Here is a 13717-nt window from a genome sequence, read left to right on the forward strand (position 1 = left end):
TTTTTATTACTAAAGGCAATTAGAAATCCTTATAAAATTTTTAATCTATTCTTTAGTAAAGAAACTAAATAAAGATATTACCTATCTTGACTAGATTATTGTGACTTGAGTTTGCACAATAATCCCTAAAACTAAGTGCGAAAGCACGAGAAAGTTTGCGTAGCAAACGTGTTTTAGTGCTAGTGAAGTGCATGGAGAGATTTCTTTAATTTGTTTTATATTAAAATAATCTTAATTCCTTGGATTTTATTATATTGAATTAATTACAAGTATTTATTTCATGATAATATAAAGTAAATCAGAGATCTCTCGACTGCGCTCGAGATGGGTTTTAGTTTTGTTCATATTTTATTGCTAAAGAAAGTTAGAAATTCTTATAAATTTTTTTAACTTATTAGTAATAAGATAAAGTAAATTAGAGATCTCTCGACAGAGCTCGAGATGGGTTTTTGGTTTGTGCTTTTCTTATTACTAAAGGAATTTGGAAATCCTTATAATAATTTTTTAACTTAAAATTAAATGAAATTTGATATTTTAGATTAAACTACCAATAATATATTCAAATCAATTCTTTAGTAAAAAACTAAATAAAGATATTACCCATCTCGACTAGATTATTGTGCCTTGAGTTGGCACAATAATCCCTAAAACTAAGTGCGAAAGCACGTGAAAGTTTGCGTAGCAAACGTGTTTTAGTGCTAGTGGAGTGCATGGAGAGATCTCCTTATTTTGCTTTATATTAAAATAATTTCTATTCCTTGGGTTTTATATATGGATATATTACAAATTTTATTGATTTTTTCTTTTTTTCTTGTAAACTATATACAGATATTATTATTTTATATAAAATAAATTGTTACTCATTGGTAAATGAGTTTTTTATTGGCTATTAAGTTCACGAATAACCAATTATATAAATTCGTGAAAAGAAAGGTTTTAAATTGTATGAACAAAAATAAGATGAATATTCTTTTGTTTCTTTCAAATAATAAATTTGTTAGTCAAAGGGATTTAATGGAGAGAACTGGATATTCTTTGGGCTTTGTTAATAAGGCTATTAATAGTTTGAAAGATGATAAATTTTTGGATGATGATTTTAATATCTCTGATAAGGGACAAAGTTTGATTGATAAGAATAAGCCTAAAAGGGCGATTATTTTGGCGGCAGGTTTTGGTTTGAGGATGGTTCCTATTAATTTGGATAGTCCCAAGGCCCTTCTCGAGATTAAGGGTGAGGTTATGGTGGAAAGGCTTATTAGGCAACTTCACTCAGTTGGAATTTCTGAAATTTATATTGTGGTTGGTTTTTTGAAGGAAAGATTTGAGTATTTGATTGATGAGTTTGGGGTAAGGTTAATCGTTAATGAATCTTATGATTTAAAAAATAATCTTTATTCTCTTGATTTGATTTCTGATAAGCTTGATAATGCTTATATCATTCCATCAGATATATGGTGTAGGGAAAATCCTTTTAGGAAAAATGAGCTTTATTCTTGGTATATGGTTTCTGATAAGGAGTCAACTTATAGTAAGATTAGGGTAAATAGGAAAAATGAACTTGTTACTATCAAGGATGAGGATAAGGGAAATTCTATGGTCGGTATTTCTTATTTTACCAAGGATATAGCTGATAAGTTAAAGGGAAATATTGATAAGTTAAAAAAGGATAATGAAAGTTATCAAATGTTTTGGGAAGAGGCTCTTTTTAATTTTTCTAATATTAATATTGCAGCAAGACTTGTTAAGGCTAGTGATTTTGTTGAAATTGATACTTATGAAGATTTAAGGGAGCTTGATAGGGAGTCTAGTAATCTAAAGTCAGATGTTATTGACCTTATTTGTAAAGTTTTTGACGTCCATAAATCTGATATTAAAAATATTAGTGTCCTAAAAAAAGGTATGACTAATAGGTCTTTTTTGTTTTCTTGTAAAAATAAAAAATATATTATGAGAGTTCCTGGAGAGGGAACCGATAAGTTAATTAACAGGTACGAGGAGGCCAAAGTCTATAAGCTTTTAAAGGGGAAAAATATTTGCGACAATATTATTTATATGGATCCTGAAAATGGCTATAAAATCACAGAATTTATTGAAAATTCAAGAGTTTGTGATCCGGAAAATATGGATGATGTTTCAAAATGCATGGAAAAACTCAAAGAGTTTCACAACTTATCCTTATCTATTGATCATAACTTTGATATTTTTGATGAGATTAATTTTTATGAAAGTCTGTGGAATGGCAAAAAATCTGTTTACAGGGACTACCAAAGGGTTAAAAAAGGGGTATTTTCTTTAAAACCTTTTATAGAAAAAAATATTGGCAAAAAATCCCTATGCCATATTGATTCTGTGGCTGATAATTTTTTGTTTACAGAAGATAAAAGTGTGAAGCTAATTGATTGGGAATATGCAGGTATGCAAGATCCCCATATTGATATAGCCATGTTTTGTATTTATTCCATGTACGATAAGGAAAAAATTGACCAAATTATTGATATTTATTTTGATAATAAGTGTGATTTTAATACAAGATTAAAAATTTATGCATATATTTCATCTTGTGGTTTGTTGTGGAGCAATTGGTGTGAATATAAGAGAAATTTGGGAGTAGATTTTGGGGAATATTCTATTAAACAGTACCGTTATGCTAAAGAATATTATAGGATAGTAAGAAAATATATAAAAGAAGAGGAGAAGATGGATGTATAAGGTAAAAAGGGCAATAATTATGGCAGCAGGCTTTGGAAATAGGATGAAACCTGTGACCTTAGATACGCCCAAACCCTTAATAAAAGTTAATGGTAAGAGAATGATTGATACTATAATTGATGGTTTGCATAAAAATGGTATAGATGAAATTTATCTTGTGGTTGGATATTTATCAGAAAAATTCCAGGAATTATTGGAAAAATATCCAAATTTAAATTTTATAAAAAATCCCTATTATGATACTTGTAACAACATTTCTTCTTTATATGTAGCTAGAAATTTGATTTCAAATGCAATAATTTTGGATGGGGACCAAATTATTTATAATGATGAAATTTTAAGTCCAAATTTTGAAAAGTCTGGTTACAATAGTGTATGGACAAGTTCTTATACTGACGAGTGGCTACAAAATGTAGAAGATGGGAAAGTTATTTCTTGTAGTAAAACCGGTGGTAAAAACGGTTGGCAATTATATAGCGTTTCTCGTTGGAATGAAAAAGACGGGAAAAAATTGAAACATTTTATAGAATTAGAATTTGAAAATAATAACAGGCAAATTTATTGGGACGATGTGGCCCTATTTTGCCATCCGGATGAATTTGATTTGGGAATTTTCCCAATGAAAAAAGAAGATATTGTTGAAATTGATAATTTTTCTGAACTTTTGGCCATAGACCCAAGTTATAAAAATTATCCCCAAAAATAGCTTATAATTTTAGAAAATCTTTATAGTTTAAATTTGGGTAAAAAAATTCCATCTCAAAATATATGAGATGGGAATTTTTTTAGTCTCTTTTAAAAAATATCTCTTGTATAAACTTTATCAATTACATCATCAAGACAAGCATCATACCTATTAGCTATGATTGCTTGGCTCATTTTTTTAAATTTCTTTAAGTTATTTACAACTTCTGACCCAAAGAAAGTTTGACCGTCTTTTAGGGTTGGCTCGTAAATTATTACAGTGGCTCCTTTTGCCTTTATTCTTTTCATAACCCCTTGAATTGAAGATTGACGGAAGTTGTCAGAGTTTGATTTCATTGTTAACCTGTAAACGCCAATTACACATTCTTTTTCTTTTTCTGGCCTATATTGAACATCTTCATTATAAGAATAATATCCTGCAATATTTAAAACTTGATCAGCAATAAAATCTTTCCTAGTACTATTAGCATCAACAATAGCAGAAATCATATTTTGAGGAACCTTATCAAAATTTGCTAATAATTGCTTAGTATCCTTTGGAAGGCAATATCCACCATAACCAAAAGAAGGATTGTTGTAATGAGAGCCGATTCTTGGGTCAAGGCAAACACCATTAATAATCTCTTCAGTATTTAAGCCCTTACTTTCAGCATAAGTATCAAGCTCATTAAAATAAGAAACCCTAAGAGCAAGATAAGTATTAGCAAATAACTTTACAGCCTCAGCCTCAGTAAAGCCCATAAACAAAGTATCAATATTTTCTTTTATAGCACCCTCTTGTAAAAGAGAAGCAAAAATTTCAGCCCTTTCACGACTCTCATCATCACAAGAAACGATAATCCTAGAAGGATAAAGATTATCATATAAGGCCTTAGATTCCCTCAAAAATTCAGGAGAAAAAATAATATTTTTAGTATTATATTTTTCCCTAACAGATTTAGTGTAACCAACAGGAATAGTAGATTTTATAATCATAGTAGCTGATGGATTAACCTTTAAAACTAATTCAATAACAGATTCAACAGCAGAACAATCAAAAAAATTCTTCTTAGAATCATAATTAGTAGGAGCTGCAATAACAACAAAATCAGCATCCCTATAAGCAGCCTCACCATCAAGAGTAGCAGTCAAATCAAGGTCTTTTTCCCTCAAATACTTTTCAATATAATCATCTTGAATAGGAGATTTTCTTTCATTGATTAAATCAACCTTTTCCTTAACAATATCAACTGCAGTAACTTGGTTATTTTGAGCCAACAAAGTAGCAATAGAAAGACCAACATAGCCAGTCCCAGCAACAGCAATCTTATATTTCTTATCAATATTTTTCATAAAACTTTTCTTTCCCTCCTCCACAAACAAATCAACAATATCAAAACCCAAAACCTCAGCCAAAGCCTGAAGTTGATCAATAGATGGCACATAATCACAAGATTCAATACGACTAATCATAGTCCTATTAATACCAGTAAGGTCTGAAAGATTTCTTTGAGAAAAATTCTTACTTTTTCTATAAGTAGAAACAAAATCAGCTAATTTTTCGACAGATAATTTTTTCATTTAAACTCCATAAATTTTAAAATATATGCTAATAATACCAATTTGAGAGTTTCGTGTCAATTTTAATAACAAAAATATACGAATTTTCGAAATATAAACAAAATTAGTAATTTAAAATAACAAGAGATACTTGCAAATTGAACTTTACATAAATTTACTATAAACTATTAATAAAGAATTATATTTTTAAATAAAAATTACTGCAGGTCTATATTAGTAGAAAGGAAGAAAAATGAAAAGAGTTATAACTTACGGAACCTTTGACCTATTGCATTATGGCCATATAAATTTACTGGAAAGAGCCAAAGCCTTGGGTGATTATTTGATAGTTGCAATTTCAACAGATGAGTTTAACAGCAAAGAAAAAAATAAAAAGACCTACTTTAGCTTCGAGCAAAGAAAAAAATTATTAGAGGCCCTAAGGTGTGTAGATTTAGTAATAGCTGAAGAAAATTGGGACCAAAAAAAATCAGATGTCCACCTTTATCAAGTAGATACCTTTGTAATGGGCGATGATTGGAAGGGCAAATTTGATTTTCTAGAAGAAGAGGGAGTAGAAGTTGTCTACTTACCAAGAACTCCAGAAATAAGCACAAGTCAAATAAAAAAGACTTGCATGAGAAAAATATTTCTAAAAAATAAGAACTGAATTTTTTAAAATTTATCTTAAATTATATAAGTTAAAAATATTCTTATGATTTATTTAATGATAAGATAAAGTAAATCAGAGATCTCTCCACTCGCTTTGCTCGGTCGAGATGGGTTTGAGTTTATCTCTATTTTATTGCTAAAGTCGTTAGAAATTCTTATAAAAATTTTTGACTTAATATTTATATAAAATGTGATATTTTAGATAAAATTTTAAATAATGCTCAATTAAATTCTTTAGTAAAAAATAAATAGAGATTATACCCATCTCGAGCGAAGTCGAGAGATCTCATTCATTTGATTTGTATTGAAATAATCTTTCTTCCTTGGATTTATATATTGATTTAAATTCAAGGAATTATTTAATAATAAGATAAAGTAAATCAGAGATCTCTCGGAACTAAAACTCATTTTCTAGGCAAATTCCTCCGTGCTCTCGCACTAGTTTTAGGGATAAATATGCCAAATCAAGGAATATTTATCGGCTCGAGATGGGTTTTGTCTTGGTCTTTATTTTTATTGCTAAAGGAAGTTGTAAATCCCTAAAAAAGATTATTTAAATTAAAATAAAATAAAATTTCATATTTTTAGATTAAATTATTAAATTGCATAATCAAATAAATTCTTCAGAAAATAAACTAAATAAAGATATTACACATCTCGACTAAACGTAACGAAGTGGAGTGCATGGAGAGATCTCTTTAATTAGTTTTGTATTGAAATATACCTTATTTCTTGAATTTTAATATATTGAATTAATTTCAATTATTTATTTAATGACAAGATAAAGTAAATCAGGGATCTCTCGGCACTAAAACTCATTTATTTCGTAAATTATTCCGTGCTCTCGCACTAGTTTTAGGGATAAATATGCCAAATCAAGGCATATTTATCGACTCGAGATGGGTTTTTGTTTTTAGCTTATTTTATTACTAAAGGTAATTAGAAATCCTTATAAAAAAATTTTTCAAATCTTTTCTTTAGTAAAAAACTAAATAAAGATATTACTCATCTCGACTAAAGGCAACGAAGTGGAGTGCATGGAGAGATCTCTTTAGTTTTTTTTATATTAAAATAATCTTAATTCCTTAGGTTTTATATTTGAAATTTTCATATTTAAATCTTCTTTATAAATTTTTTATCTCGTCTAATTTATAGGCTTATTTATTTAGTTTATTTTTCCATCTTATTATTTATGTAGGACCTTGTGATTTTTTATTAATTTATTTGAATTAATAAAACTCATTGTAGTATATTAATCAAATTTACAGTATTTTTATAAAATGTTGATAAATTATTTTCATTATTCTTTATTGACAATGAAAATGATTAGTGCTAGTCTATTTAGTAGATGATTTTTTAGCTTATTTTACTAATTAAAGCAAAGAATCAAATTTAAGAAAAGGTTTGTTTCATTTACCTTTTTGAAAATTACATAAGGAGGGAAAAATGAAAAATAAAAATATTCTTACGGATATGAGGCTACATTTTATTATTTTACTTGTAGTTATTGCAGCAGAGGCTATTGGAATTATTCCATTTGATTTTGGAATTGTTAAATTTAAGCTTCTACCAATGATCTACGCACTTATTATTGGAATTATTGTAGCTCGTACTTTAAGTTCTAGTTCTATTTCTGAACGTGATATGGCAAGGGCTGGTGAATATGTCAGCATTTCTTGTTTGTTTTTGATTGCCTACATGGCAACAGCTATTGGACCAAATATTTCCACAGTTATTAAGGCAGGCCCTGCTTTAATTTTACAAGAATTTGGTAACCTTGGAACAATCTTTATTTCTATCCCAATTGCAGTTTTTGTATTTAAAATGGATAGAACAGCTATTGGTTCTGGTTTTTCTATTTCTAGAGAAGAAGGACTTGGAATTGTTGCAAATTTATATGGATTAGATTCTCCTGAAGGTCGTGGAGTTATGGGTTCATACATAACAGGAACTCTTCTTGGAACTATTGCTTTTTCTATTATTTCATCAATTTTTATTAATATTTCATGGTTTAGTCCTGAATCTTTGGCAATGGCAGCTGGAACTGGATCTGCATCTATGATGAGTGGGGCCATAGCTCCAATTATTGAGGCTTTTCCTGATAAGGAACAAGCTTTGATGGGATATGGTGCTACAAGCCAAGTTTTATCAGCAGTTGATACAGTTTATGTTGCATTTTTCTTAGGAATTCCTATAGCAGAATGGTTATATAAACTTTGTAAAGGAAAAGAAAAATATGAGGCAGAAAAGGCTGCTCTTGCTCCAACTCGTCATATAGAGAAAAAGGATGACAAGGAAGTTAATGAAGGATTTGCAAAAACTCTTTCAAAATATTTGGGAGTTTTATGTATTACAGCAGTAATTTCTATAGCAGGTCTTTATGTTTCAAGTATTAGAATGGGATCAGATTCTACTATGTCAGATGTTTTAGTAGGAATGCTTTGGTTATTTGGAATTACAGTAATTGGATTAATTTTAGATCTTTTACTTCAAAAAGTTCATATAAATTTACCAACTATTTTATATATAGCATTCTTGGCATCTTTTGCATCTATTCCTGGACTTTCACCAGTTGCTGGACCATTTAATGAAGCTATGACTCATCTTGATTTATTGCCACTTTGTACACCAATTTTGGCATACGCAGGAATTTCTTCAGCAAAAGAATTAGATTCATTTAAAAAACAAGGTCTAAAAATTGTAGTAATTACTATTTGTGCCCTTTTAGGAACTTATATAGGTTCTGCAGTTATTGCAAATATTATATTAAAAATAATGGGTACAGTTTAAAAGTTTAAAGAGCCTTCCAAAATTTTGGGAGGTTCTTCTTTTATTTACTTAATTTAAAATTTCTATATTTTGTTATAAAAATTTTTTGAAAAATGAAATAAAAATATATACCAAACTTTCGGGTGAATATTTGGTATTTTAATTTATAGAAAACATGAAATTTTTTGAAATGTTTAAAATTAAAAGTTTTTAGGGAAAAGTAATATAATAAAAACTAACAATGTTATTTAAATAACAAAAATGAAGTGCAGATTAAAAATTATGTTGACATAAATAAACAAAGTTATATAATAATAATGACAAAAGATTAACAAAGAAAATTTACGGAGGGGAAAATGGCAATTAAAACTTTTGCAATTCCAAGAACTATTGTTCACGGAGTTGATAGTCTAGAATATCTTAAAAATTTAGAAGGAAAAAAAGCAGTTCTTGTAACTGGTGGTCATTCTATGAAAAAATTTGGATTTTTAGACCAAGCTAAAAAATATTTAGAAGAAGCTGGAATGGAAGTTATGATTCTTGATGGGGTAGAACCAGACCCATCAGTAAAAACTTGCCTTGAAGGTGGAAAGAAAATGGAAGAATTTGGACCAGATTGGATAATTCCAATTGGTGGAGGATCTGCAATGGATGCTGCAAAGGCTATGTGGATTTTCTATGAACATCCAGGCTATAGTTTTGAAAAATTAGCAGCTTTTGACAATCCACCACTTAGAACAAAGGCAAAAATGGCTTGTATTCCTTCAACATCAGGAACAGCATCAGAAATTACAGCATTTTCTGTAATTACTGATACAGAAAAAGAAATAAAATATCCATTGGTTCATCCTGATTTCGTACCAGATGTGGCAATTTGTGATCCAGTTATTGCAAGCAAAATGCCACCAAGAATTACAGCTCAAACAGGAATGGACGTTATGACACACGCAGTTGAGGCTTTCGTTTCAACATCAGCAGATGATTACACATCACCACTTGCAATCAGAGCAATCGAGCTTGTTTTTGGAAATCTTAAAAAAGCTTACGATAATGGAGAAGATATGGATGCAAGAGAAAAAATGCACGATGCATCAACCCTTGCAGGAATGGCATTTTCAAATGCTTCACTAGGAATAGTTCACTCAATGGCTCATAAAATTGGAGGAATTTTCCATCTTACACACGGAGAAGCAAATGCAATTATGCTTCCATACATTATAGATTACAATAGAAAAGCAACAGATAAATATGATAAACTAGAAAAAATTCTAGGAATTGATGATATAGCAGAAGAAATTAGAAAATTAAACGAGGCAGTAGGACTTACAGCAAATATAAAAGATGGTAAAAATACTGTAATAGAAGAAGATAAATTCTTAGAAGTTTTGGATAAAATGAGTGAAAATGCATTCAAAGATGCTTGTACCCTAACAAATCCAAGAGAAACTTCACCAGAAGATATCAAAAAAATATATGAAGCTGCATATTACGGCAAAAAAGTAGAATTTTAAGAAAAAAAAACCATATAACTAAAAATAATTCGATTAGCAAAAAAACAGGAGGTAGCTCCTGTTTTTTATTTAGTTTTTGTTTGGATTTTTTCTAAAGGACTTGGTAAATAATAGGATAAAATTAATAAAGGAGATCTCTCCACACTAAAACTCATTTACTATGTAAATTTTTCCGTGTTTTCACACTAGTTTTAGGGATAAATATACCAAATCAAGGTATATTTATCAGGTCGAGATGGGTTTAGCCTTATGCTATTCTTATTACTAAAGAAATTACTGAAAATTTTATTATATTTTTAAATAATATAATTTTTTAATATTTAATATTATAAACTTCAGCAATTAAATAAGCATGATAAATCCCCATCTCGACTAAGCGAAACGAAGTGGAGTGCATGGAGAGATCTCTTTAATTAGTTTTGTATTGAAATATACTTTATTCCTTGAATTTTATTATATTGAATTAATTTCAATTATTTATTTAATTACAAGACAAATAAAATTAGAGATCTCTCGACTGCGCTCGAGATGGGGTTTGTCTTGGTCTTTATTTTTATTACTAAAGGAAGTTGTAAATCCCTATGAAAGATTATTTAAATTAGAATTAAATGGAATTTGATATTTTAGTTTGTAAAATTCAATAGCCTATTAAAATTAATTCTTTAGTAAAAACTAAATAAAGATAATACCCATCTCGACTAAACGAAATGAAGTGAAGTGCATGGAGAGATCTCTTTTGTTAAATTGGCTAGTCTTTTAATTTATATCTTATGGTATATTTGAGTGTTTTATTTTAATTCATACTATTCCTTTTGCCTTATTTTTTATGAGATCTCTCGGCAAGCTCGAGATGGGATTGATCTTTTATTTATTTTTATTACTAATATTTGTAGTTTATTAGTTTCATTGCTAATTTTTCATTTTTAATTTAAATTAATGTAGATTTAAAAATATATAATTATATTTATCAAAATCTATTTAAACTTATTCGGAGTATAAAATTATATCAATGTTTAACCCATCTCGAGCGAAGTCGAGAGATCTCTTTCGTTTTCTCTGTAAGGAAATAACCTTAATTACTTGCTTTTATACTGATTTAAATTATTTTTACTATGGAAAATTTACAAAAATTTATACTTATGGTACTATAAATGTAACAAAAAATGTACTAAAAATGTAACCGAAGGTTTTTGTATGGAAGTTGAAATTGAAAATAAAATTAAGGAATTTAGAAAAGAGAAGGGACTTTCTCAGCATAAGCTTGCTAAAATGGTTGGGCTTAAGAGAAGGTCAATTATGGCTTATGAAAATAAGACTATAAGTCCAAGTCTTGAAACTGCTTATAAAATTTGCAAGGTATTGGACAAGGATATTAAAGAAGTTTTTATTTTTAAATAAGGAGGTAAAATGGGATTTTTATTTAATGATGTGAATGAATTTAGGGAAATAATAAATGAAAAATTCAAAAATACTGATTCGTATTTATTTGCTATTAAACATAATTCAACAGGCAAGGGATTTTTGAAATTATTTTTTAGTAATTTGTACAACACAGTAGATTCTTCAAGGACTTTTCTTTTATATTTTAATGAAAAGGGGATTTATGAAAAGGAAGTTTCAAATTCTACTAAGGGCGATTTTATTCTTATGCCTTGGGATGAAATTGAAGTTTTTGAAATCGTTGAAGAATATAGAAAAGCTTTTATAAAATTTCCTCATTTGGGTAAAAATATTTCTTATGAGATTGATTTTGATGAGAAAATGGGTGTTGATAATAGGAAAAATTTTGAAAATTTAAAGGAAAAATCTTGGCATAGGCTATAAATTTTTATTTATAGTCTATATATTTGAAAAAAATAATAATCCAATGTATAATATATGATAAGTAAATAGGACTTATAGGATTTACAGTAGGAAAAATTTGGGATAATTTTTTTGAAATTACAGGATTCTTTGTCCAAAGTTGGCTTTCTGCTTAGTGAAAGCGTGGAGTATAAAAAGAAGTGGTACCGCATTGAGATGCCTTCTTATGCTCTTTTTTTGTGCTTAAAAATAATTAAGGAGATATAAATGAAATTTCAATATGAAAAAGAATATGATTCAGTTTTTGATGAATTAAAAGATCGTGGATATTTTGAGGCTGCTACTGATGAAGAAGAGTTAGCTGAGAAATTAAAAAATGAAAAATTAACTTTTTATTGTGGGTTTGATGCAACTGCCGATTCATTGACAGTAGGTCACCTTATCCAAATTATGGTTATGATGAGAATGCAAAATTATGGCCATAGACCAATTGCCCTTCTTGGTGGAGGAACAACTATGATTGGAGACCCTTCCGGAAGAAGTGATATGAGAATGGTTATGACAAAAGAGAGAATTGACCACAATGCCAATTGTTTTTATAAGCAATTCCAAAGATTTTTGGAATTTGAAAATGATGGGGAAGATTCTGGCGACAAGGCGATAATGGTAAACAATGGAGATTGGCTATTAAATCTTCCATTTGTAGATTTTTTAAGGGATGTTGGATCAAATTTCCTTGTTAATGAAATGCTAAAAAAAGATGCCTACAAAAATAGGATGGAAAAAGGTCTAACATTTTTTGAATTTTCTTACATGCTTTTACAATCTTACGATTTTCTAGAATTATTTAGAAGACATAATTGTACACTAGAAATTGGTGGATCTGACCAATGGTCAAATATTATCGGTGGTTATGATTTAATTAGGAAAAAAGAAGATGAGAAAGTATATGGAATGACTTTCAAACTTTTAACAACAGCAGATGGCGTAAAAATGGGAAAAAGTCAAAAGGGAGCTGTATGGCTTGATGAGAAAAAAACTTCAGCCTACGAACTTTTCCAATATATGAGAAATGTTGATGATAGGGACGTAGAGAAATTCCTTTTAATGTTAACCTTCCTTCCAACTGATGAATGTAGAAGACTTGGAAACGGCAAAGATGCAAAGGAAATTAACCATGCAAAAGAAGTTTTGGCATATGAAATTACAAAATTAATTCACGGTGAAGATAAGGCAAAAGAAGCCCTAGAAGCATCAAAAGCCTTATTCTCTGGAGCTGGAGACGAATCAGCAATGCCAACAACTGAAATTGAAAAAGAAGAGCTTCCAATGGGAATACTTACCCTTCTTACAAAACTTGGCCTTACAAAATCAAATTCTCAAGCAAGAGATTCAGTAAAGGGAGGCGGAGTAAGTGTAAATGATGAAAAAATAACCGACCCAAGATTTGAAATAAATGAAGAATTATTCAAAGATGGAAAAATAATAGTTAAAAAGGTAAAAAACCTTCCACAAGGTTACAATAAAATAATATTTAAAATAGCTGGTGAAAATATAATTTTTCACCAGTTTTTTTTGTCCACTTAAGTGAGTTGAGCGAACGAAAGAGAGCGAAACAAAAAACCACCTGCTATGCAGGTGGAGGTATTAAACTTTAGATTTAAGCACCAAGAAAACCTCCTTAATGTATAATTGTGATAGTCACATGCACAATTAAACAAGGAGGTAATCATGGATAAAAATACTTTATCACATACAAGTTGGAGATGCAAATACCATATAGTATTTGCACCAAAATACAGAAGACAAGAAATATATAGACAATTAAGAAAAGACATAGGCAGCATACTTCGAGAATTATGCTCAAGAAAAGGGATAAACATAATAGAAGCAGAGTTATGTCCAGACCATATCCATATGCTGGTAGAAATACCACCAAAGTACTCAATATCACAAATAATGGGATATTTAAAAGGAAAAGTTCTCTGATAATATTCGATAGAAACGCA

General features: G+C 29.2%; 9 protein-coding genes and 1 pseudogene. 9 read left to right on the forward strand and 1 reads right to left on the reverse strand.

The window, feature by feature from the left end; all coding sequences use genetic code 11:
* The first annotated feature begins 945 nt into the window (after positions 1–945).
* Positions 946–2709: an NTP transferase domain-containing protein gene (locus ANHYDRO_RS06900; RefSeq protein ID WP_039914343.1), complete on the forward strand. Its 1764-nt coding sequence runs from the start codon at positions 946–948 to the stop codon at positions 2707–2709.
* On the forward strand, positions 2702–3415 hold the full coding sequence (locus ANHYDRO_RS06905) for a sugar phosphate nucleotidyltransferase (protein WP_004814973.1): 714 nt from the start codon (positions 2702–2704) through the stop codon (positions 3413–3415). Before ANHYDRO_RS06900 ends, ANHYDRO_RS06905 begins: the two co-directional genes overlap by 8 nt.
* Before the next feature lie 89 nt (positions 3416–3504).
* On the opposite strand, the gene ANHYDRO_RS06910 is transcribed toward ANHYDRO_RS06905, so the two are convergent.
* The gene (locus tag ANHYDRO_RS06910) at positions 3505–4974 is read right to left on the reverse strand and encodes a nucleotide sugar dehydrogenase (protein WP_004814974.1); all 1470 of its coding nucleotides are present in this window, start codon (positions 4972–4974) and stop codon (positions 3505–3507) included.
* Positions 4975–5206: 232 nt separating this feature from the next.
* Here ANHYDRO_RS06910 and tagD point away from each other — a divergent pair, with 232 nt between their 5' ends.
* The 7 genes and pseudogenes from tagD to tnpA form a co-directional block, all read left to right on the forward strand.
* Positions 5207–5623: a glycerol-3-phosphate cytidylyltransferase gene (gene tagD, locus ANHYDRO_RS06915; RefSeq protein WP_004814976.1), complete on the forward strand. Its 417-nt coding sequence runs from the start codon at positions 5207–5209 to the stop codon at positions 5621–5623.
* Positions 5624–7071: 1448 nt separating this feature from the next.
* Entirely contained in the window at positions 7072–8415 is a 1344-nt protein-coding gene (locus ANHYDRO_RS06920) for a DUF3100 domain-containing protein (protein WP_004814977.1), read from the forward strand.
* Between the two features lie 335 nt (positions 8416–8750).
* The gene (locus tag ANHYDRO_RS06925) at positions 8751–9905 is read left to right on the forward strand and encodes an iron-containing alcohol dehydrogenase (protein ID WP_004814979.1); all 1155 of its coding nucleotides are present in this window, start codon (positions 8751–8753) and stop codon (positions 9903–9905) included.
* Between the two features lie 1194 nt (positions 9906–11099).
* On the forward strand, positions 11100–11303 hold the full coding sequence (locus ANHYDRO_RS06930; protein ID WP_004814980.1) for a helix-turn-helix transcriptional regulator: 204 nt from the start codon (positions 11100–11102) through the stop codon (positions 11301–11303).
* Between the two features lie 9 nt (positions 11304–11312).
* Positions 11313–11729: a hypothetical protein gene (locus ANHYDRO_RS06935; protein WP_004814983.1), complete on the forward strand. Its 417-nt coding sequence runs from the start codon at positions 11313–11315 to the stop codon at positions 11727–11729.
* Positions 11730–11975: 246 nt separating this feature from the next.
* Entirely contained in the window at positions 11976–13295 is a 1320-nt protein-coding gene (gene tyrS / locus ANHYDRO_RS06940) for a tyrosine--tRNA ligase (RefSeq protein ID WP_004814987.1), read from the forward strand.
* Positions 13296–13439: 144 nt separating this feature from the next.
* A pseudogene (tnpA, locus tag ANHYDRO_RS06945) lies at positions 13440–13717 on the forward strand (IS200/IS605 family transposase); the annotation flags it as partial.

It is taken from the genome of Anaerococcus hydrogenalis DSM 7454, assembly GCF_000173355.1.
GTDB lineage: Bacteria > Bacillota > Clostridia > Tissierellales > Peptoniphilaceae > Anaerococcus > Anaerococcus hydrogenalis.

Coding starts and splice junctions, on each gene's coding strand:
- ANHYDRO_RS06900 (WP_039914343.1), top strand. CDS start 946: ATGAACAAAAATAAGATGAATATTCTTTTGTTTCTTTCAAATAATAAA.
- ANHYDRO_RS06905 (WP_004814973.1), top strand. CDS start 2,702: ATGTATAAGGTAAAAAGGGCAATAATTATGGCAGCAGGCTTTGGAAAT.
- ANHYDRO_RS06910 (WP_004814974.1), bottom strand. CDS start 4,974: ATGAAAAAATTATCTGTCGAAAAATTAGCTGATTTTGTTTCTACTTAT.
- tagD (WP_004814976.1), top strand. CDS start 5,207: ATGAAAAGAGTTATAACTTACGGAACCTTTGACCTATTGCATTATGGC.
- ANHYDRO_RS06920 (WP_004814977.1), top strand. CDS start 7,072: ATGAAAAATAAAAATATTCTTACGGATATGAGGCTACATTTTATTATT.
- ANHYDRO_RS06925 (WP_004814979.1), top strand. CDS start 8,751: ATGGCAATTAAAACTTTTGCAATTCCAAGAACTATTGTTCACGGAGTT.
- ANHYDRO_RS06930 (WP_004814980.1), top strand. CDS start 11,100: ATGGAAGTTGAAATTGAAAATAAAATTAAGGAATTTAGAAAAGAGAAG.
- ANHYDRO_RS06935 (WP_004814983.1), top strand. CDS start 11,313: ATGGGATTTTTATTTAATGATGTGAATGAATTTAGGGAAATAATAAAT.
- tyrS (WP_004814987.1), top strand. CDS start 11,976: ATGAAATTTCAATATGAAAAAGAATATGATTCAGTTTTTGATGAATTA.